Genomic DNA, 21,203 nt, shown 5'->3' with positions numbered 1-21,203 from the left:
GCTCATTCCCCGGCAAAGACTTCACGGAAGGTGTCGAGCGCCAGGCGCAGCGACAGCTGCGGCTGGTCCATGTAGCTGACGAACTTGGCCATGCCGTAGTCTCCGTTGACGTGTTGCTCGACCCATTCCGGGTCATCGATATTGATGTTCTGCTCGGCATACGCCAGCGGCGAGATCACGCCGTGCAGCGTGCGTGACGAGGCGCCGTTGAAGCCGATCACCAGCCGCTCGTTGCCGCCGATCTGCCCGAGGAAGATCGACAGTTCGAAATCGGCCCGGTGCAGGAAGCGCGACACCAGTTCCAGCCAGAAGCTCGCGACCAGGCTGCGGTAGAGCGGGTCGGCTGGAAGCGGCAGGGTCAGGCCTTTTTCCAGGTGCGAGGAGCCGGATGACATCAGTGGCTGCAGCAGGATGCCGAGCGCCAGCAGCGTGCGGCGCAAGCGCACATGCTGGCCCTGGCCGGCCAGCATGTGTTCCAGTCCGGCCACGGTCTGGAAGTCGATGAAGTCGGCAAAGCTGGCGTCGTGGGTCTGCGCGCCGGCGCCGGTTTCCACGCCCAGTTGGGACTGGGCCAGCTGCTGCAGGCCTTCGGTGGCATCGGAGGCCTGGGCGAGCGCATGCATCTGCTGCCCGGCGCGCGTCCACAGACGGGCCAGCGCCAGCGGGCTGCGCGCGATGAATTGCAAGGGACGCTCCACCTCCATCGCCGCTGCCGTCAGGAACGGGAAGCGCCGCGACGACAGGTCGCTGCTGGCCATCAGCGCACCCGCGATGGCAAGCTTGCTTTGCGAGCCCAGGAAGGCGAAGTGCATCGGCTTCCACGCGTCATAGCAAGCCTTCCAGGCCGGGTCTTCGGCCAGCAGTTCCATGCCTTGCGCAAGCCAGCGGTCCAGCGTATCGAGCAGCTGGGTGTTATTGGCACTTTTGACGAAGTCGCCCCGCGACGGGATCTTGCCGAAATAGGACAGCTGCAGTTGGGTCGGCTGGCTCATTGCGCCGTACCTCCTTGGTTGACTTGGGCCGAGGCCTGCGCGCTGCCCGGCGTGCTGGCCTGCGGGTTCGGGGCAGGCGGGGCGGACGGCGCCGCCGCGGGCGAAGTCGACGGTGAAATGGCTGGCGAAGGGGCCGGCGGCGTCGCGGTATTGAGCGGCGCATTGGCGTCGGCGATCGCGGTCGGCAAGCGCAGGCCGCGCAGGCCCTGGCTCTGGGGCGAGTCCGATGCGCTGGCGTTGCCGGCGGTCTGCGGGCTGCTGATGATGCGCAATGCCACGCTGACCGCAATGTTGTCGCGGCTCCAGGTCAGATCGAAGGCGCCATCCGGGCGGCGCTTGCGCGCGGCCGTGGCAATCAGGCGCTCCAGGCCGAAGCGGCCGGGCTCGTTGAGCAGCTCGACGGAGCGGCCGTCGAACGTCGTCGCCGTGATCTTGGCGCCGGGCGAACCCTGCGGGTTGGGCCAGACAAAGTTGGCCCACTGCGCCGGCGTATTGCGATAGCGCAGCTGCTGGCCATCGATTTCGATGGTGTACTCGGTGGTGCCGGTCGCGGGCGTCGGCAAGATCTGGAATACGGTCTGCTGGGCCGCTGCGGCCGTGGCGCCACCACCGCCGCCGGCCGCTCCGCCGGTCAGCGGTGCCACCCAGCGCGTGAAGTTGGTGGTGAACTCCGGCGCCAGCGTCAGGCCCAGGTCGCCCCAGGTGCGCGCGGCCAGCATGTCGCCGCGGCGCACCGACAGCGGGCCGATGGTGGCAGTGGTGAACTTGGCGATGGCGCCCTCCGGCCCGAAGATCTGGCCGATCTCGGCCGCGCTGGCTTCGATCTTGGCATCCGATGCAAACGGATACTTGGTCGCCAGGGTCTGGCTGAACGGCTGGTACACCTGTGCGTTCCAGACCTTGTTGATCTCGACGCTGGCCGGGCGGATCACCACGGCGTACGACTGCAGCAGCGGGCGCACCAGCAGAGGCCGCAGCGCCTGGCGCTGGCTGTCGGTGAGGCCGGTCATCATCTGCTCGTCGACATACTTCAGCGCATCGGCCAGCTCCGAGCCATTGCCGTCCAGCGTCTGCTGCATCAGCTGGCGTGCGCCGGGGCCGGGATCGCCCTGGTTCTTGAGCTGGTTGAAGCGCGTGCGCACCTTCGACAGCGACTCCATATAGCCGCGCAGCATCGAGTTGTTGTCATGCATGACGACGATGCGCGCCAGGCCGGAGAACTCCTTGCCGACCGGGCCCATCGGGATGGTGCCCGCTGCGGTATTGGCGCCGCTGACATCGACATTGACGCTGACCTGGGAGGGCGTGCCACGCGAGATCAGGCGCTTGAACCAGTCGAGCATGCCGGACTTGGCCTGCTTCAGGCCGGCATTGAGCAGCGACGGGTTGTCCCACGAGGTCTGCTCATAAGCGGTGTCCAGCACCTTGCGGATCGGCGAGTTGGCCGGATCGCCCAGCAGGTTCATGCTGGCCACGGCTTGTTCGAAGCTGCCGAAGTCCTGGATCGTCACCCCCTGCATGAAGCGCTGCCATTCCCGTGCGTACTCGTTCTTGTACATCGTGACCAGCGTCTTCTGGATCTGCTCGGGACTGCCTTCCAGGGTCAGGTCGTCGCGCGCGGCGACGTTGAGCACCCAGTCCTTGCTTTGCAGTTCCTTGCTGGCGGCCTCCCGGATGGCGGGCTGCACGTAGCCGAGCCAGGCCTCGCGCGTGAAGGTGCCGGGCACGGCGTAGCTGCCGGCGACCACGGAGGCGCCGGTGTCGCCCACGATGCGGGCCACGGTCATCGGCGCAAAGCGAGTGGAGGCGCGGGCCTTGATCTCGGCGTAGGCGCGCTCGCGCGCGGGCATGCCGCGCACCACGCGGCGCAGGTTCTCGCGGGACTGGTCGATCAGCGACAGGTTGCCTTCGAGCAGCGGCCAGTTGTCGTCATTGACGCGGGCCAGGAAGAACGACAGGTTGCGCTCCGCCGAACGGATCAGCTGTTCGCGCGGCATGTTGCCGCGGTTGTCTTCGAGCCAGCCGCGCCAGAAGCGGGTCATCTGGTCGGTCAGGTGTGCGACCTCGACGTGGCGCTTGTCCGCCAGCATCAGGTAGGTCTTGAGCGCGTTGTACGCGTCTTCCACGTTGGTGGGGGAGGCGTCGGTGTAGCGCTTGCCAGCGGCGGGCGCGGCGGCGGTTGTCGGGGCGCTGGTGGCGGCGGTGGTGGCAGCGGTGCTGGCGGTGGCAGCGGGCGCGGAAGCCGGTGCTGTCGAGGCCAGCGACGTTGCGGCCACTGCGCCGGTCTCCGGCGGACGCACCATCGGCGCAAGCTGCTCGGGATGGGCGTTGACTTCAGCCAGGAAGGTCTCGATGGCGCCACCGACCGGTTTCAGCATCACCTGGCGCAGGCCGTTGTAGTACTCGTCCAGCAGCTTGTGCTGCAGCGTGTCGCCCTGGTACAGGCCCAGCGACAGCGCCAGAGGATGGTCGGCGCGGAAGCGTTCCAGCTGCTCGATGCGGTCCTGCAGGATGTCCAGCGCTTCCAGCCGCGCCTGCAGGTCGACACGGTTCTGCTGCATCTTGACGATCTTGTCCAGGTCCGCCTGCACGTTGGCGGTCAGCTGCCGGTTGCCGAGGAACGACCAGGTCCAGCCGCCCAGCAGCAGGCCCAGCACCAGCACCAGCCCGAAGAACGTGGCGAAGCGCAGCCGCGTCTTGGCGGGGCTGGCGAACTGGCGCACGGTGCGGCGGTCGGCGAAGATCACCTTCGAGAACAGGTCGCGCAGGAAGAAGCCGTTCTTCGAGAAGACCTCGCGATTGCCCGCCACGCCTTCCAGCTTCAGTCCGAAACGGCGCGCGATGCGCTCGGCCGACACGCTGGTGGTGCTGGCCTCCTGCACCGCGCTGGTGAAGTAGAAGCCGCGGAACACGGGCTTGTACTGGAACGGGTTCTCGTCGAACAGCGTGACCAGGAAAGCGCGCAGCGTGGGCTTGACCGAGGCAAACTCCAGCGGAAAGCTCAGCAGCCCCGGCGACAGCTTGCCGTTGCGGTGCTGCGCGATCTGCGCCACGCTGATCTCCTTCAGACCGTCGCACAGTTCGTCGAAGCGCTGGTCGAATACGGAGGCGACGTCGCGGCGCTCTTCGGGTGCGAAGGGCAGGGTGGCGCCCCACACGCGGTCGCGCTCCTGCTTCTCGTTGTCGCCGAAGAATTCGGTAAAGCCGGTGATCAGATCTGCCTTGGTGAACATCACGTAGACCGGCGCGAAGACTTCAAGCCGCTCGGTCAGTTCCTGCACGCGCTGACGCAGGTTCTTGGCGAGGTTGATGGCGAACTCGGGCCGGTTCTGCGTCAGCTCCGGAATGCTGACCGTGACCACGATGCCGTTGATCGGCGCCTTGGGCCGGTAGCGCTTGAGCAGGTCCAGGAAGCCCAGCCATTCGCGCCGGTCTTCCTCATGCACCGCATAGCGGCCCGCGGTATCAAGCAGGATGCCTTCGGTGGTGAAGAACCAGTCGCAGTTGCGCGTGCCGCCAATGCCGTGGATCACGGCGCTGTTCTTGTCGGCGAACGGAAACTGCAAGCCGGAGTTCAGCACGGCCGTGCTCTTGCCCGCCGCCGGGTTGCCGATCACGATGTACCAGGGCAGTTCGTAGAGTGCCTCGCTCCCCGACATCTGGCCCAGCTTCGAGGTCTTGATGGTCTTCACGGCGCTGGCCAGGCGCGTGCGCAGCGCCTCGACCTCGTCGCGCTTGTCGGGCGGCGCGGCCTTGGCGGCCTTGTCGGCCTGCTGCTCGAGGATGCCCTCGAGCTTGCCGCTGGCCCGGCGCGCGCGCCAGCGTTTCCACAGGTAGGTGGCCAGCCACGCCAGCAACAACACACCCAGGACGATGGCGACCCAGGCCAGTCCGATTTCTAAAGTCTGCGCCATCAGCAACAGGAAGACGGTCAGCACGACCACGCCGAATACCGACAGCGTGCGTGTGTGGGTCAGGAAGTTAAGGATGCGATGCATGTTGCCTTTGGCTCGGGAGCAATACGGGATTTGGGGGCGGGGGTGCGGGTCAGGTGATGGATCACGCCGGCAGGATCGCAACGGCGCCACGCTGCTGCGCGTCGCCGGCGCTCAGTGCCAGCACGGGCCGGCCGCCGTCGAGCGCCAGCTGATGGGCCACCACCACTGGCAGCAGCGCACCGGCGGCGCCGGCGTAGCCGCACGGCAGGCCCAGCGCCAGCAGGTCGGCAACGGGGTCCAGCGTGGGGAAACGGGTGCTGACGACCTGGGCGATCTCGACCGTGCGCACGGGGTGGACGCCGGTGTCTGTGACGATGGTTGCCACTGCCGCCGGGGCTTCTTCGGGCTGCGGCGCGGTGTCTGCTGCATCCTGGGGCGCGGCTTCGGCCTTGCCGGCAATGGTGTCGAGCGCCTGGGCGACAGCCTGGGCCAGTGCCTCGAGCCGGGGCTGGCCGCGGTCTGCGGTAGGCGCTTCCAGGCGGGCCATTGCCGTGCGCGTAACGAGGATCGGTGCGCTGTCGGCTTGGGCGTCGGCATCCTCGTCCGTGCCGGTCCCGGCCGCGCCGGCGGCAGGCTGATGCGCGCCCAGCAGCACGCCGGCGGCGGCCTCGCCCGGGGTCCGGCCATGCGGGCAGCGCGCACTGAAGAGCTGGTCTTCCTGTTCCAGTGCCTCGACGGCATTGGCGCCGATCAGCGAATCGGCGGCCACCAGCATGCGCAGCGCGGACTGGCCGTCGACCGGGCGGTTCACGGCCTGCGTGGCGCGATCGAGCAGCAGCAGGGCATCGCCGTCGCCGCGCGCGGCCGTGGCTTCCAGCGTGAGCCGCGCGGCTGGCCAGTACTGGGACAAGCGCTCGCGCAACCAGTCGCCTGCCGCGGCCTGGCGCGGTTCGGGCCAGCCACGCGGCAGCAGCAGGGTGGCCACCAGCGGCGCGGTGCTGTCCGGCAAGGCCATGTCGTGGCCGGCTGGCGCGTAGACCGCGGCCTGCATGGCGAGCTCGTCGGTGACCTCGGCCGCAAGCGCGAGCGCGCGCAGGGCCTCGTCGTCCCAGACCAGATCAGGCGTGCGCGCGGTGAATTCCGTGCGCAGGCTTTCGATATCGAGCGACTCGACCTGGGCAGCAAAGACAGGCGCGGGCAAGCCATCCATCGCAACCAGGCCGGGCCGGTTGCCGGCCTTGGCGGCCTCCGCCAGCGCATCGGGTGCGTTGCCGGCGGGCGTGCGCAAGGCGGTGGCAAGCAGCGCCGCGCGCCAGGTACGGGTGGGATCGTTGGGCTCCGCCTGCACCCCCTCCACGGCATTGCCGGCTGCTCCGGGCGCCGCAGTGGCGGGTCTTTGGCTGGCGGCCGCGACATTGGTACGGATCCCGTCCAGGGCCCGCTTGATGACCAGATAGGCAGCAACCATGCCCGCCGGCATCAGCGCCAGGTGCGTGACGATATCCGTGGTGGTCGGCATGCGATTGATCGACTGCCACCAGGCAATGGTCGCGACCCACACCACGGCGAACACCGCGAACAGGATCAGCGTGGACTTGATCAGTCTTGGAAACATGGTTTCGTGTCGAGAAGCGGCGAAATGGCGTTTGAAACGGCCGTTCGATGCCGGGACTTCATGTGCTGCCGGTCACGCCCTGGCTGGACAGCAAGGTTGCGCCACAAGCGGTCTTGTCGCCGTGCCGCGCGGCGGCACGGCCGTCGATGATCACGTTGGGGTCGCCGGTGACGATCACGGTGGTACCGCCATGCCCGGAGCGCGGGCAGGTGACACGATCGCCCACGCACGCAATGCCCTTGCCGTTGGTGCTGGTGTTGCCCGAGGCGGTGATCACCACGCCGCCGTGGTCGGTCTTGTCGCCCAGCAGAATGAAAGGACGTGCCACTACGCTCTCCCAAAATTGCGCCGGCCAACCGCTGCCGGTCCTGTATCCATGTTCCTGCCAGCCCCGCCATGCGGGACGATCGTGCCGTTATTGCTGTGCCGGCCGCTTGCCCAGCACACCCGGACGGCGCAGCTCGACGTGCCCGAGATCCATCATCTTCCAGCGGCCGCCCCAGACCAGGCCGGCTGACTCCGCGGCGCGGCCATACAGCTCGTAGCCGCGCATGGCCCACGGATCCTTCTCGCTGATCACCAGCTTGCCGTCGCGGTAGAAGGCACTGTCCGCGGCCAGCCCGAACTGGTGGTAGCTGTGGTAGGCGCCGGCCTGCGTCACGTGGCTGCCCATCGCCGCCAGCCTGGCCTGCCGTTCCGGGCTGCGGTAGCCCTCCAGCAGCGCCATTTCATAGCCGTGCTCGTCGTGCATGATCTTGTAGACCAGCAGCAGCCGCTGCCTGAATTCGGCATCCAGCTGCTCCCAATCCCGGCTGGCCTCGCGGATCGCCGGGCGGATCAGCTCCACTTCGCGCGTGGTGAACACCTCTGGCGGCAGCGGTGGCGGCGGCACCAGTCGCTCGCCATTGAGCAGTGCGGCGATCTGCGGATCCGGTTCGCGCACACCGTCATCGTCCTCGAACTGGAAGACCTGCCGGTGACGCAACGCCAGCGCCAGCACCGGCGGCAAAGTCACCACCCCTGCGGCAGCCAGCACCAGTGCGCGGCGCTTGGCCAGGAAGTCACGGGCTGAAGCCAGTGTCGTGGTGGCGCTGCCCACGGAGTGGCGGATCGAACTGGCCGATTGCGAGCCCGCTGACGCCGCGCTGGTGCTCAGGCGGCGCCACTGCGAGCGCGCCATCGCAAAGCAGCGCTGCCGTACTGCGGGAAGAAGCAGCACGGCAGCAGCGGCGACCATCAACACGAAATAGAGGACCAGTGCGACAAAGACCATGCTTACCTGCTTGACCGGGCTGGGCTACGCCCCGGGGGGCGAAGCCTCCGCAAGGGCGTCGAGCATATTCAGTATTTTTTACATCTGTATTCGGTTTGATCTCAATCCGGGGGGATGTCCCCCGTATCGGGTTTGTCTTTCGACGATGCCAGCCGTAGAATCCGGGAGTCTAAGGCCAAAATGATCGAATCTGCCATATATGACACAACGGGCCGGTAATTGTAAATCCGGCCGGTAGCGTCCGCCGCGCATTTTATTTCAAATTTCTTGATGACAGATGAGCAATAGCGACGATGTGAAGCCGTCAGCGCCACCAACGCTCTTCGGCAGCGAGCCTGACGCCGGCGCCGCCGGGCAGACCCGCATCCTGGCCAGCCTGGAAGGCCGCGTGCCGATGGCGGCCAAGGCTCCGGCCAGGAAGCCGGCTGGGCGCTACCTGGGAGCGGGCCTGGTCGCTGTTGCCGCTACGGCTGTGGCCGGCTGGCTATGGCTGGACCGGGGCGCCGATGCGCCCGTATCGGTTCAGGCGGGCAATCCGGCGGTCCCCGCACAGCCTGCCGCCGGCGTAGCTGCGCCCGGCGGGCAGACGCTGGCCGACAATGCGCCCGCATCGGCGCCGGTCAATGCCGCCGATCCAGCGGAATCTGCCCAATCGGTTGCCGAGAATTCCCAGCCGCAGGCCGCAACCATCGTCGATGCCGACAACAGCGACCCTGCGCTGGATCGGCTCGGCAAGGTCGAAGGCACAGCGGTTGCCGCAGGTGCCGTCGCGGGCGCGACCACGCTGGCCGCGCTGACGTCCCTCGGTACCCAGGCGGCCGGGGCCATGCCCAAGACCGCTGAAGTCAGCAAAAATACCAAAAAGACAGCAACGTCGAAGACGACGCCGCCGGTGGAAAAACGCACCGCCAGTACCGCCGCGAACAGCAAGGGCAAGAAGACCGTCGCCAAGGCCACCGCCTCGGCCAAGTCGAAAACAACACGTCGCAAATCCTCCGCCACAACGGCTGACCCAGACGCCGAAGTCCTGGCGGCGCTACTGTCCCAACCCGAGGGCAAGCCGATCAGCACGGCGACAGCCAGCACGCGCTCCACCACCAAGGCGCGCAACTGAACCCCGCGACGGTTCGATCGCATGACAGAGAATCTGTGTGGCGGCCCGGCATGCGCCACACCGTGCTTGCAATCAAGGCGGGCACCGGCAACGGTAGACCCGCGGCATGTCGGCCCCTGACGCAGTTGCGGCTGCACGAACGGACAGCGAATGGATGTAACCACTCTTTACCAACATCTTTTCAGTGCGGCGCACCGCCTGTATGCGCTGGAAGGTGAAGGCGCGCTGGGCGAACTCGCCGTCGAGGCCTGGATCGGCCGCGAAGGCGTGTCCGCGCTGGCCGAGTCGCGCATCGTCGCGGTCAGTGCCAACGCCGATATCGCACTGGACAGCCTGCTTGGCCAACGTGTCACGCTGCTGACCACGCTCACCGGCGGCGGCCAGTCGCGCCGCACCGGCCTGATCCGGCAGGCCGAGAAGCTCGGTGCCGACGGCAGCCTGGCGCGTTATCGCCTGACCGTGGTGCCGTGGCTGTGGCTGACCACGCAGCAGCGCAACAGCCAGGTGTTCCAGAACCGCAAGCTCGACAGCATCATCGAGACCGTGCTGCAGCCCTATGCGCCGCACGCGCAATGGCGCTACGCGGCCGGCGCCGAGGCGCGCATTGCCGCCATCGGCGAGCGTGCACATGTCGCGCAGTTCCGAGAGACCGACTTTCATTTCCTGTCGCGCCTGCTGGCCGAGGCCGGCCTGGGCTATACCGTCGTGGAAGACGAGGAAGCGCCCAGCGGGCATGCCGTGGTGATCTTTGCCGACAGCGCGCAATTGCCGGAAGACGAAGAATCCGCGGCAGGTTGCGGCATCCGCTTCCATCGCGCGCACAGCCAGGAATCGGCCGATGCCATCCAGCAGCTGGCGTGCGAGACCCGCGCGACGGTGGGCGGCGTGGCCGTGACGGCATGGGACCCGGAGGCCAAGCGTGCGATCCGCGGCCACGCGCCGGCACGTTACGTTGGCAATGCGGGCCGGGCGGTCAGCCCGGATCCGTACCTGTCCGTCAGCCTGTCCTTGGCGCCGGACGCCGCGAGCGCGCAGCGTGTTGCCGAGCAGGTGATCGAAGCTGTCGAGGCCCGCGCACTGCTGTTCACCGGCCGGGCGTCCGTGCGCACGCTGCGCAGCGGCATGCGCCTGACCGTCACTGGCTGCCCACACCTGCCGCTGCAGGAAGATGATGCGGCAGGCTACCCGCTGTTGCTCGATGCGGTGGAGCACTGCGGCATCAACAACCTCGCGGCCGACACGAGCGCCGCACTGGCCGATCGCATGGGACCGCTCGAGGCAGCTTTGTGTTTCGACACACCCCCGCCGGCACCCGACGCGCCGGAGGCAACCCCCGGGCTGCTGGGAGTGCTGCCGGATCACGATCCCGTGCGCCTGGTCCCGACCAAAGCCTTGAAGACGGCAGCACGCGAACAGGGCTACGCGGCCATCTTCCGCGCCATCGACGCCCGCCGTCCGTGGCGCGCCTGCGTCCTTGACGTCAATTGTCCTCGTCTTTACAGCCGTTCCGGCCCGCTAGGGGTACATAGCGCGATCGTCGTCGGTCCTGACGGCCAGTCCCAGGCCGAAGGTAACGCCGAACACCACGCCAGCCCCGCCGGTGAGATCCGCGTGCGCTTCCACTGGCAGCGCGGCGAGCGCGCCGACGACCGCAGCAGCCGCTGGATCCGCGTCGCACAGCGCCAGGCCGGCGCCGGCATGGGCTGGCAATGGCTGCCGCGCATCGGGCAGGAAGTGCTGGTCAAGTTCGCCGACGACGACATCGACCAGCCGTTCGTCATTGGCGCGCTGTACAACGGCCAGGGCGAAGCCGGCCACGCACCGACGCCAGGCGGCAAGAGCGCCGCGGCGAGCAGCGACAGCCAATCCCTGTACGCACAGGGCACGGACAGCGCCCCCAGCGCGCAAGGCAACCTTGCTGGTGGCAACAGCCCCGCCTGGCACGGCCTGGGCGCTCAGCCCGACGGCCACCGCAATGCCGCGGCGCTGACGGGTTTCAAGAGCCAGGAACACGGCGGCAAGGGCTACAACCAACTGGTGCTGGACGACAGCGACAGCCAGCTGCGCACCCAACTGGCCACCACGCTGCAGTCGACCCAGCTCAACCTTGGCCACCTGATCCATCAGCAGGACAACCGCCGCGGCAGCTTCCGCGGCCAGGGGTTCGAGCTGCGCACCGACGGCCACGCCGCCGTGCGCGGCCAGGCCGGCCTGTTGCTGACCACCTACCGCGACGCCGCCACCGGCCGCGCGCTGCCCACCGGCGACAACGCCGCCGGCATAGCGTTGCTGCGCCAGGCGGGCGACCTCGTCAAGACCCTGAGCCAGGGCGCGACCACGCACCAGACCCGGGCCCTGTCCACCGGCAAGGATGACGAAGCCCCCTTGTCGAAGCAGACCAAGGCTGCTTCCGGCATGGTCGATGGTCAAGCGCTCGAAGCGGCCAAAGACGATGCGTCCAGCGGCAACACCACGACCCCCGGCAAGGTTCCGCACCAGGCCGCGGCCATGGTCCACCTCAACGGCCGGGCCGGGCTGGCGGTGGTTGCAGGCCAGGACCTGCAGATTGCCAACGGCGAAAGCGTGGCACTGGCCAGTGGCCAGGACAGCAACATCGCGGTAGCTGGCCAGGCCCGCGTACACGCGGCGCAGGCGATTGGTGTCGCGGCGGGACTGTCGGGTGCTGGGGACAACAATATCGGCCTGCAACTGACGGCGGGACAGGATGATATCGATATCCAGGCGCAGCATGATCTGCTGAAGCTGGCGGCACGGGACGACCTGACCGTGGTGTCGGCCAACATGAACGTGGATTTCGCCGCGGCGAAACGGATCCGCATTGCCACGGCGGGTGGGGCGTCGATATTGATCGAGGACGGAAATATTACCGTGGAGTGTCCGGGGGCGATTACTTATAAGGCGGCACAGAGGAAGTTTGAGGGGGCGGTGGATACGGCTTACGTCCTACCGTCATTCCCGGATGCGGCCATAGAGGACATTCCAGTGCAGTTCAATATTGCATTACAGGATGTACCGGGTCCGCTGGGGGCGGCGTTCCCCCTGACCGATTGGCGCATTGTCAAGGCCGAGAGCGAACTCGAAGCCCTATATAGCGATAACGAGATTTTGCGGGGCAAGAGTGACGACGCTGGAAAGCTGGCCTTGTCAATGGCTGAACAAAATGTATTGCAAGGTGCTTGTAATAAGCACATCAATCAGATCTGGCTTGTCTGTGATAGCCAAGTGCACCGGGTTTCGCTTTTGCGTGAATCCGAAGAATGGGATGACCGGCAAAAAATGGCGCATGCGCTCAACGCAATGGGATACGCCGATAGTTTCGGAGTCGCAGAAGGACATCCAGTAGAAGAATACTACGCTGACGTTGCAGCTCGCGATATCAAACATACGACAGGCGAAGCGCTGCTAAACCATATTAAGGTCAAGTGAGCATGGCTGGGCAAGAAAAATCGTCTCGCGTCCTTACGCAAATTATTGGTAAGGAGGGAAGGGCCGCGCAAGGCGCAGCAACCAGCAATCTCTGGGTAGGGCACGGCGCAGTGTTCTCCAAAGAGACAGCGGGAAACAAGGTTGTATCCTTCACTACCGGGCGAGAGTATTTCGCCGACTTTATCGCCGCCTGTGAAAAGGCCTCGCAGGAGATCTGCATCATAGGATGGCAAGTGAACTGGGACGCGATGCTGGCTCCTGGTAAGCGCCTCTGGGATGTGTTGTGTGAAGCGGCCAAGCGCAAGGTCAAGATTTATGTGTTGCCCTGGGACGATACCAGCCCGGTGCAAACTTATGATGATCAAACATGTAATGCACTGGAAGCAATCAATACTCACCTTGGCTACTCCAGCAAGGAAAAGTGTGTGCACGTGGCGGTCGCGAAATCCAATGCTACTAGAAACACCACATATTTCAGTCATCATCAAAAACTTGTAGTCATAGACCGAGAGATTGCATTTGTCGGTGGCATTGATTTAGCTTATGGTCGTTATGACGATGCTAGCTATGATTTGCGTGCAGATGGTGATGGCCGCAAGGCTCTTAATCGTTACAATCCTTGCATTGCTTGGCTAGGTTCACTTGATAAGAGGGCTAGGGATATCGTCGATCCTGATCTGCTTACCGGCGCAGCAGATAGTTTCAAGTTACCTGGCCTGACCAACAGCACGGCCGACGGAGTGCTTAAGCAAATCTCTTCCGGTGGAGTTCAAGTACCATATAGTGAACCGACGATGGATGCCGTCGGAGCAAATGCTATTGGGCTAGGCCGTCGCGCAGAACGAAACCGTGTCCAATACGTGACGTTGAATGCAGCCGTTCAACCACGAATGCCATGGCAAGACGTACATAGCCGTATCGAGGGGCCAGCGGTTTCGGATCTGCTTCGCAATTTCGTTGTTCGGTGGAACGTGGTAAGCAAAATGAAGTTGCCTATGCCTAAGCCACCGAGCACATACGAAAAGCGCGGGGAATGCTCATATACAAGTTTTGCGAAGCGCGCCAGCCGGTATGCGGAAAGCCGAGTACGACGCGATGCAGAAGAAGCCGGACACAGCACCAACCGGCACAGAGGATGATATTCACCGGGCGATGTTGCAATTGATCGCCAAGAGTAGGCGTTTCATTTATATTGAGAGCCAGTTTTTTGTGTCAGATTTTGGCGAAGAGGCCGATTTTGTCACCGGTTCCTTGTCTCCTGCAGCGAAGTACATCAATGATCTCGGAGGTAAAGACGCCAGCAAGACGGCTAAGCAGCTCGGCGTTCTCGATGACGATGCGCCAGTTGGAATAACGTTGGATGGTTTCAAACCCCGGTTGAAGGTGGACGATAGCAAACTCCTCAATCCACCAACCAACCGTGTATGCTCCGCTCTCGTTACCAGAATTACACGAGCTATTCTCGATAAAGACCGGCCACCTTTTCATGTTTATATTACATTGCCAGTGCACCCCGAGGGAAGTTTGTTAAACGCCAGTATTGCGGTGCAAGTCTATTGGACAATGCAGACTATCGCTTTCGGAAGCAAGAGTTTGCTCAGCGGCATTCGCAGGGCTTTGAAGGCGCGAGAGCTACGCGAGAAGAAAGATCCTCGCTATATGCGGGTTATCGAGGATGATAGAAACCGAGAATACGAGAGTATTCCGGTCTCAGCCTGCTTCGACTACGTAACGTTGCTTAATTTGCGCAATTGGACGAAGCTCGGTGAGCGCTATGTGACTGAACAGATTTATGTGCATAGCAAGTTGATGATCGTTGATGACCTGTACGCTTTGCTCGGTAGTGCGAATATCAATGACCGAAGCCTGTTGGGGGAGCGTGATTCAGAGATCGCGGTCTTGGTCATGGACGACGATCATCGTCGCGAGGATATCAATGGAAAGGGGAGCCAGCAGCCAGTCCGGGTTTTCGCGCATGAACTACGAAAAAAAATCTGGGGAAAATTGTTCGGGCTGACGGCGGGTGGCAGCAAGGCAGCTAATGAGCTAAGGGATGCGGTGTTGCAACCGGGCAAGCCAGATAGTTGGCGCATGATACAGAAGCGGGCGGAAGCAAATGCAAAGGCTTATGAGGCTGCCTTCAAGCATGTGCCGAGAAACTGGTCGCCTTTTGAACCGAACCGGCCTGCCTCGATCCTGCCCAATTGGGATCCTCTCGCGCAGAAGTCCGCAGGCGCAGGTGCCAGCGGTGCGCCAGCATATCCTCAACCCGCCGAGGACGCATTCTGGCAAAAGCCGCGCCATGAACCGACGGGCGTCAAGCTGCTTGAGTCAGTGACCGGATTTATAACTTCGCTGCCGATCCATTGGACCCGAGGCGAGAATAACCGTTTCCCTTATCCGACCGCGTTGGTGGCCCATAACGACGAGCCGCATGACAGCGGGGAACGCTACGCGATGCAAACGCAGTCGAGCGACGACGGAGGACTGGCCGTGTTCTCCACAGACGATACCGCCCGCAAGGAACACGCATGACCATATTGAACGCCCAGGCCAAACTAGTCCGCCGTTTTCTGTTTGCCGTTTGTAGTGCCGGGCTAGGATTCGGCGCCTCAGCAGGAGAGGTTCCGCCTAGTTGGAAAACTGAATGTGTTGGGCGCACACAGCTTCAATTGCCTGGTGAAGTGGAAGTGGCGGCGTTGTCGGCGGCGGATTTTCGAGAGTACGCGGCTGGCAACGGCGATGCTTATCCCAGAAGCAAATTTCCGGACGGGCAGTATGCATTTGGCCCGATGCAGTCATTTATGGGATTGATGATGGTTTCGCAGCCGGAAGGGGAACCGCACCGCCGGGAGTTCAGGCAAGCCGCGGAGGGAAGAAAAGCAGCCGATTTGAGGAGATTGAAGGCCAATCACGGGATAACGCCGCGCGGGCAGAGAGCAAATCTCGAGACGCTTGCAACGGCTCGACACGCTGGCGTCGCGTGGCGCATGGGATCTCACTATTCTGCGTATATCGAAGTCGGGCGGAGCGCGCTTTGGTGGGGCGTATCAGGCCGCCCAGAAGAGACGGCGGTGTTGGAAAAGTATTACCGTACCTTAATAAATGGCGTGCAGCCCCGACCACTATTTACTATTCCTAGTGCGCCAGGCGTTTGCTTGCCCCATATGTTCATTGGCGACGATGGAACGAATCCGCGTTCTATCAGCGTAGCGTATCGCTTGCGCGAGCACCCCGATATCACGGTATGGATGGAGGATCGAAATGCCCGTGTGGCGGACAGGAATGAGAATTCGTCGGCCTATTCTGCAGCAGCTCGAGCGGACTTCTTCTGGATGCAAGACTATGCCGGAAATTACCAAAGCGTTAGGAGCCTTTGGCAAGAGTTGTACAAAGATGTAACAGTGCCAGCAGGCCGAGGGGTCGAATCGTTCGTCGCGTTGAAGCGCAAGGACGGCACGGAAGACTATGGATACCTACTGTCCTTACGTGGCGAGCCTAACGCTAAGGACGAACGGCCAGATCTGATGATGTATGTGATTCGCGACGCGGCCTACGCCCGTGCTAAAGGTGTCGCGCCGGTTAGCCGTGAAGGTGTGCTTGCCCTGGGCAAGACTATTGCGGCTGGTATGCGCCCGTTGCCAGCGCGATAACCGCAAAAAAGGGCTCTTCTCGATCAGGGCTTGCGTTTTGTCCCACCGGCTCTATAAGCGGATTTCATACCGATAGCCCCGCCCACCGCAAATTTAACGGCCTTCGCGGGAATCCGGAATTTCTTCCGCCGCCAGTTCACCGCGGCTCAGCAATCAGGGCGATGCGGATGCGACCCTTTTGGCAGACGAGGTTTCCGCACATTTGCTAGCTGTCCTGATCGGCGTGCGGGTGCTGGCGCGCGCTACTGGAGGGCGGGGTGCGGCCGACGCTGTGCCGGCACCGGTTGACCTCTGCCAGACTTTTCCCCATAGACGCCATGCACGCGGCCTGGCCGTGTGCAGGTGAATCGCATCGATTTTTTCGGCGCCATGCACTGACGCCGGTGGCCGCCGCCTGTTTCTTTGCGTGGCACTTTACTTCCGGGCTGGCGGGCAGCGGCATCATGGTGCTGGATTGTCCAGCGCGGTGCAGGACGATGATCAGCCGCCTGCAACAACGCCGGCATCGGCCTAGAATCGAAAATTCCTGTCTGGAAGGGCAGCAAGATCCTGCAAGGAGCACCACGTATGAGCCAACTGTTCGAGCCGCTCGCCATCGGCGGCCTCACCCTTGCCAACCGCATCACCATAGCGCCGATGTGCCAGTATTCCGCACACGACGGCAATGCGGGTGACTGGCACATGATCCACCTGGGTTCGCTGGCGCTGTCGGGCGCGGGCATGCTGATCGTGGAGGCCACGGCGGTCTCGGCGGAAGGGCGGATCACGCCGCACGACCTGGGCTTGTATTCGGACGACAACGAAGCGGCGCTGGCCCGCGTGGTGAACGCGATGCGCGCGCATTCGCCGATTGCGATCGCGATTCAGCTCGGACACGCCGGCCGCAAGGCATCGAGCCAGGCGCCATGGGATGGCGGCCAGCAGATTGCCCCCGATGCACCCGGTGGCTGGCATACGGTGGCGCCTTCTGCAGTGCCGCACGGCGCTAAGGAAGTCGCGCCCGTTGCGCTGGATCGCGCAGGCATGGACAAGGTGCGCGATGACTTCGTCGCCGCGGCAAGGCGGGCGGCGCGGCTGGGGCTGGATGGCATCGAGATCCACGCCGCGCATGGCTACCTGCTGCACCAGTTCCTGTCGCCGCTGGCCAACCACCGCGACGACGAATACGGCGGCAGCCTGGAGAACCGCATGCGCTTCCCGATCGAAGTGTTCGACGCGGTGCGCGAGGCGTTTCCGGCGCAGCGGCCAGTGTGGATGCGCATCTCGGCGACCGACTGGGTGCCGGGAGGATGGGATATCGAGGGCACGGTGGCCTTGTCGAAGGCGCTGAAAGCGCGCGGTTGCGCGGCGATCCACGTGACCACCGGCGGGGTCTCGCCGCAGCAGGCGATCAAGCTCGGGCCCGGCTATCAGGTGCCCTACGCGCAGCGGGTGAAGGCGGAGGTTGGCCTGCCGACGATTGCGGTGGGCCTGATCACCGAACCGGAACAGGCCGAAGCCATCATCGCCAACCAGGAAGCCGACGCGGTATCGCTGGCGCGTGCCATGCTGTATGACCCCCGCTGGCCCTGGCATGCGGCGGCGCGCCTCGGCGCGAGCGTGCAGGCGCCGAAGCAATACTGGCGTTCGCAGCCGCGTGAGCTGAAAGACCTGTTCGCCGGTGCAGCGTTTGGACAGCGCTAGACTGTCGACCAACAACGTGAGGAACTGCCATGAAACCGAGGATTACGCTGATCACGCTGGGTGTCGATGACTTGCAGCGTGCGGTGCGCTTCTATCGCGACGGACTTGGCCTGCCTACCGCGGGCATCGTGGGCGAGCAGTTCGAGCACGGCGCGGTAGCGTTCTTTGACCTGCAGGCCGGCCTCAGGCTGGCGCTATGGCCACGCGCCAGCCTGGCGCATGATGCCGGACTGCAGGTAACGTCGCGCGCGCTGACCGATTTCTCGCTGGCCCATAACGTTGCCGACAAGGCCGAGGTCGATGCGGTGATGGCGCAGGCACTGGCCGCGGGGGCGAGCGTGGTCAAGCCGGCACAGGACACCTTCTGGGGTGGATACGCCGGCTATTTCCACGATCCGGACGGGCATCTGTGGGAAATCGCATGGAACCCCGAGATGCTGCCGGCCGATTGAGCCGACCCGCACCGCTGCTGGTGCAGTGCCGCAAAGGGATTTCCATAATTGCCACGCGCCGCCGAAGTACGGACTATCCTCTGAACAGACAGCCATAGCATGCTGTCGACGGAGCGCCCCCACGCAGTTCCGCAATACCCCACGCATCCCGCCCCGTTGGCAGCCCACCGAAGTAAAGCAATAAGAACAATGGCAAGGGAGACGTCCATGCAAGTCTATGACAGCCTGCTGTATGTGACTGCGATGGTGCTGGTGTGTTTGTATGTGTATCTGGGCGTGCTGTCGCGCAGCACGGCGATCAGGCTCGGGTCGCCGGCAATCGTCGCGGGACTGGTGCTGGCCTATTCGCTGTCGCCGCTGCATTCGGGCGGTTGATTGGCCCTGAATTCGCCCTGATTTCGCCCTGACTTGGCCCTGACCCCGGCGTGACCGGGGCGTAGTTCATTTCGTCACCGCCCCCTGGGGGTCCGCAGCGCTGTTGGCCTGGAACTCGCGCAGCAGGGTGTCGATGGCCGCCTGCAATTCCTGCGGTACCACCGGCTTGTGCAGCAAGGCGGTGCCGGTTGCGTGCGCCGTGCGCAGGCGGTCGGCCGCAGTATCCCCCGTAATGATGATGGCAGGCACGTGGCGCCCCAGCCGCTGCCGGATCGCGTCGAGCGCCTGCTGGCCGGTGCGGTGTCCGCGCAGGCGGTAATCCGCAAGCACCAGCCTGGGCGTGAACTCCTCCAGCGCTGCCAGTGCCTGTTCTTCCGATTCGACCGTGCGGCATTCGCAGCGCCATGCCGACAGCAGCTCGGACATCGCGCTGCGGATGGCCTCGTCGTCGTCGATCACCAGCACGCGCAGCCCATCGAGCGCGCGCGCCGCTGGCGGGCGCGGGCTCTCTTCGGGGGACTCCCAGGCCTGCGGCATGCCGAAGCGAAACACCGAGCCCCGCCCGGGGCGGGAGCCCAGCGTTACGCGCGTCTGCATGGTGCGCGCCAGGCCCTCGACTATGGCCAGTCCCAGCCCGAGCCCCTTGCGCTGGTCGCGTTCGGGATTGCCCAGCTGATGGAATTCCCGAAAGATGTCGCGGTGCTGGGCAGCGGGGATGCCGATGCCGGTGTCCCAGACTTCGATGGCCGCGTGCGCGCCGCGCTTGCGGCAAGCCACCAGCACGCCGCCGCGTTGCGTATAGCGGATGGCATTGGCAATCAGGTTGCGCAGCACCAGTTCGACCAGCGTGGGATCGCCATGCAGCGTGACGGTGGTATCGCGCGTGCGGTACACCAATCCGCGCGCTTCGGCCTGCGGAGCGAACTCGTTCTCCAGCTTGTGCAGCAGCGGCTGCAGGCGGAACGCACGCGCGCGCGGCGTGATCACGCCGGCCTCGAGCTTGGAGAAATCCAGCAGCGAGTTCAGCATCTCGCGCGCGGCGCCGGAAGAGGCCTCGATATGCGCCAGCAGCTGGCGCTGGCGTTCATCCAGGTGGGTGCGGCCCAGCGATACCAGGAACAGCCCCATCGCGTGCAGCGGCTGGCGCAGGTCATGGCTGGCGGAGGCCAGGAACACCGATTTGGCGCGGCTGGCTTCTTCGGCCGCGTGCTGCGCGGCCTCGGCGCGCGCGGTCTGCTCGCGCAGCTGCGAGATCAGTTCCACGTTCTCGAAGCGCAGCGCGATCGATTGCCGCGCCACGCGCGCGTAGTTGCGCGCGAACACCAGCAGCACGCACAGGTACAGCGGCGTGGCGAGGAACATCGGCAAGTATTCGATATCGCCGGTAGCCAGGAACGCGATCCAGACCGGCACGATCGCCGGCACGAAGAAACCGATCGCCACCGGCAGGCATGCCGAAAATACCGCCAGCGCCGCCGCGCTCATGCCGGCGATCAGCGACAGGATGCAGATCACCACCGCCGGCATGCGCACGTCCAGGTATAGCCATGCCACCAGTCCCCACAGCGCGCCGATCAGCATCAGCATGGCGGTCATGCCGCGCGCATAGCGCGCCGCGCCGGCTTCGGTCAGCCGCCCGGGCAGCCGCAGCCGCCCGAAGTGCGCCACGGCGCAAGCCAGCACCATCGCGCAGGCCCAGGGCACGGCGCCGGGACGGTCCCAGTTCAGGACCAGGCCCGCCGCCAGGAAGATCGCTGCCAGCGAACTGCCTGCCATCGCGCAACCGAAGCTCTGGTCGATCAGGCTCATCTGCGCCGCCAGAATGCGTGGCGCATCGTAGCGGGGCAGCCAGCGCAGCGGCCCGCGCGCGGGGGCTGCCGGGGCGGTGGTCTCCACCGTCATCGCACCGCCTGTACCAGTCCGCGCCGCTGGGCTTCGAGGATGGCTTCGACGCGGCTGACCACGCCGAGATGATCGAGAATCGCCGCGACATGGACTCGCACGGTGTTCTCGGACAGGCCCATATGGTAGGCAATGACCTTATTCGAGCGGCCCAGCGTCAGCTGGTGCAGCACTTCCAGCTGGCGCGGTGTGAGGTTGCTCGCAGCGTAGGATGTCTGGAGCGGTGCCGCGGCATCGGCTTCGCCGGAAAAATGCGTGCCGCCGGCCAGGCAGCACGCGATCGCTTCCTCGATTTCGTTTGCGTCGGCGGACTTGGGCAGGAAGCCCGCAATCTCGCGCCGCACTTCGGCCGGGATGGTGTCCAGCCCCGAAGTGCCCGACACGATCAGGATGCGCGCCGCCGGGAAATGCCGGCGCAATACCTTGACCCCCTCGATGCCGTTCAGGCCGGGCATCTGGATATCGAGCAGCATGATGTCGACCGCCGCGCCGCCGTGGTCCTGCACCGCGTGCATGACCGAACCGGCCTCGATGATATGCGCCACGCTCGGGCTGTCGGCCAGCACCAGGCGCAGCCCGGTGCGGAACAGGGTATGGTCGTCGATCAGCAGCAGGCGGGCGTGGGACATTGAACAGAGCGGACTCGAGGGGCGATCCATTGGACAAGAATCGACCGCGCTTGTCCATGCAACCGCTGTGGGGACGCAACTAGTCCGGAAAGATTATTGGCGCACGGCAATGCCGATGCAAAGATGCGAG

General features: G+C 64.7%; 15 protein-coding genes. 8 read left to right on the top strand and 7 right to left on the bottom strand.

The window, feature by feature from the left end:
- Positions 1-2: 2 nt before the first annotated feature.
- From tagF to A2G96_RS26980, 5 genes are all read right to left on the bottom strand, one after another.
- Positions 3-992, bottom strand: coding sequence for a type VI secretion system-associated protein TagF (gene tagF / locus A2G96_RS27000; RefSeq protein WP_062803252.1), 990 nt, complete (start codon positions 990-992; stop codon positions 3-5).
- Positions 989-4,990, bottom strand: coding sequence for a type VI secretion system membrane subunit TssM (tssM, locus tag A2G96_RS26995; RefSeq protein ID WP_062803251.1), 4,002 nt, complete (start codon positions 4,988-4,990; stop codon positions 989-991). The genes tagF and tssM overlap by 4 nt, the downstream gene beginning before the upstream one ends.
- A 61-nt stretch (positions 4,991-5,051) precedes the next feature.
- Positions 5,052-6,545 carry a hypothetical protein gene (locus A2G96_RS26990; RefSeq protein ID WP_062803250.1) on the bottom strand — a complete coding sequence of 498 codons (1,494 nt, stop codon included), beginning with the start codon at positions 6,543-6,545 and terminating at the stop codon, positions 5,052-5,054.
- A gap of 58 nt (positions 6,546-6,603) precedes the next feature.
- On the bottom strand, positions 6,604-6,873 hold the full coding sequence (locus A2G96_RS26985) for a PAAR domain-containing protein (RefSeq protein ID WP_062803249.1): 270 nt from the start codon (positions 6,871-6,873) through the stop codon (positions 6,604-6,606).
- A gap of 87 nt (positions 6,874-6,960) precedes the next feature.
- Positions 6,961-7,818, bottom strand: a complete 858-nt coding sequence (locus tag A2G96_RS26980) for a M15 family metallopeptidase (RefSeq protein WP_062803248.1) — start codon at positions 7,816-7,818, stop codon at positions 6,961-6,963.
- Positions 7,819-8,095: 277 nt separating this feature from the next.
- On the opposite strand from A2G96_RS26980, the gene A2G96_RS26975 reads away from it, so the two are divergent.
- From A2G96_RS26975 to A2G96_RS33930, 8 genes are all read left to right on the top strand, one after another.
- Complete coding sequence (locus A2G96_RS26975) at positions 8,096-8,932, top strand: hypothetical protein (protein WP_062803247.1); 837 nt, start codon at positions 8,096-8,098, stop codon at positions 8,930-8,932.
- A 150-nt stretch (positions 8,933-9,082) separates the two neighbouring features.
- A complete protein-coding gene (locus tag A2G96_RS26970; protein WP_062803246.1) occupies positions 9,083-12,379 on the top strand; it encodes a type VI secretion system Vgr family protein in 3,297 nt (1,098 codons plus the stop codon).
- 2 nt (positions 12,380-12,381) lie between these two features.
- The gene (locus tag A2G96_RS33560; RefSeq protein ID WP_150124260.1) at positions 12,382-13,518 is read left to right on the top strand and encodes a phospholipase D-like domain-containing protein; all 1,137 of its coding nucleotides are present in this window, start codon (positions 12,382-12,384) and stop codon (positions 13,516-13,518) included.
- Positions 13,475-14,914 carry a phospholipase D-like domain-containing protein gene (locus tag A2G96_RS34310; protein ID WP_167354397.1) on the top strand — a complete coding sequence of 480 codons (1,440 nt, stop codon included), beginning with the start codon at positions 13,475-13,477 and terminating at the stop codon, positions 14,912-14,914. The genes A2G96_RS33560 and A2G96_RS34310 overlap by 44 nt, the downstream gene beginning before the upstream one ends.
- Complete coding sequence (locus A2G96_RS32805) at positions 14,911-16,032, top strand: T6SS immunity protein Tli4 family protein (RefSeq protein WP_082819106.1); 1,122 nt, start codon at positions 14,911-14,913, stop codon at positions 16,030-16,032. Before A2G96_RS34310 ends, A2G96_RS32805 begins: the two co-directional genes overlap by 4 nt.
- Positions 16,033-16,599: 567 nt before the next feature.
- Positions 16,600-17,715 carry an NADH:flavin oxidoreductase/NADH oxidase gene (locus A2G96_RS26960; protein ID WP_062803244.1) on the top strand — a complete coding sequence of 372 codons (1,116 nt, stop codon included), beginning with the start codon at positions 16,600-16,602 and terminating at the stop codon, positions 17,713-17,715.
- A 29-nt stretch (positions 17,716-17,744) separates the two neighbouring features.
- Positions 17,745-18,167, top strand: coding sequence for a VOC family protein (locus A2G96_RS26955; protein ID WP_062803243.1), 423 nt, complete (start codon positions 17,745-17,747; stop codon positions 18,165-18,167).
- 207 nt (positions 18,168-18,374) lie between these two features.
- Positions 18,375-18,542 (top strand): hypothetical protein, encoded by a 168-nt coding sequence (locus tag A2G96_RS33930; protein ID WP_010812488.1) that lies wholly within the window; start codon positions 18,375-18,377, stop codon positions 18,540-18,542.
- 66 nt (positions 18,543-18,608) lie between these two features.
- On the opposite strand, the gene A2G96_RS26950 is transcribed toward A2G96_RS33930, so the two are convergent.
- Complete coding sequence (locus A2G96_RS26950; RefSeq protein ID WP_062803242.1) at positions 18,609-20,444, bottom strand: ATP-binding response regulator; 1,836 nt, start codon at positions 20,442-20,444, stop codon at positions 18,609-18,611.
- A complete protein-coding gene (locus A2G96_RS26945) occupies positions 20,441-21,073 on the bottom strand; it encodes a response regulator (RefSeq protein WP_062803241.1) in 633 nt (210 codons plus the stop codon). The genes A2G96_RS26950 and A2G96_RS26945 overlap by 4 nt, the downstream gene beginning before the upstream one ends.
- Positions 21,074-21,203 lie beyond the last annotated feature (130 nt).

Origin of the sequence: Cupriavidus nantongensis (assembly GCF_001598055.1) — a bacterium.
GTDB classification, from domain to species: domain Bacteria; phylum Pseudomonadota; class Gammaproteobacteria; order Burkholderiales; family Burkholderiaceae; genus Cupriavidus; species Cupriavidus nantongensis.
This window is presented reverse-complemented; position numbering and strand designations above follow the sequence as displayed.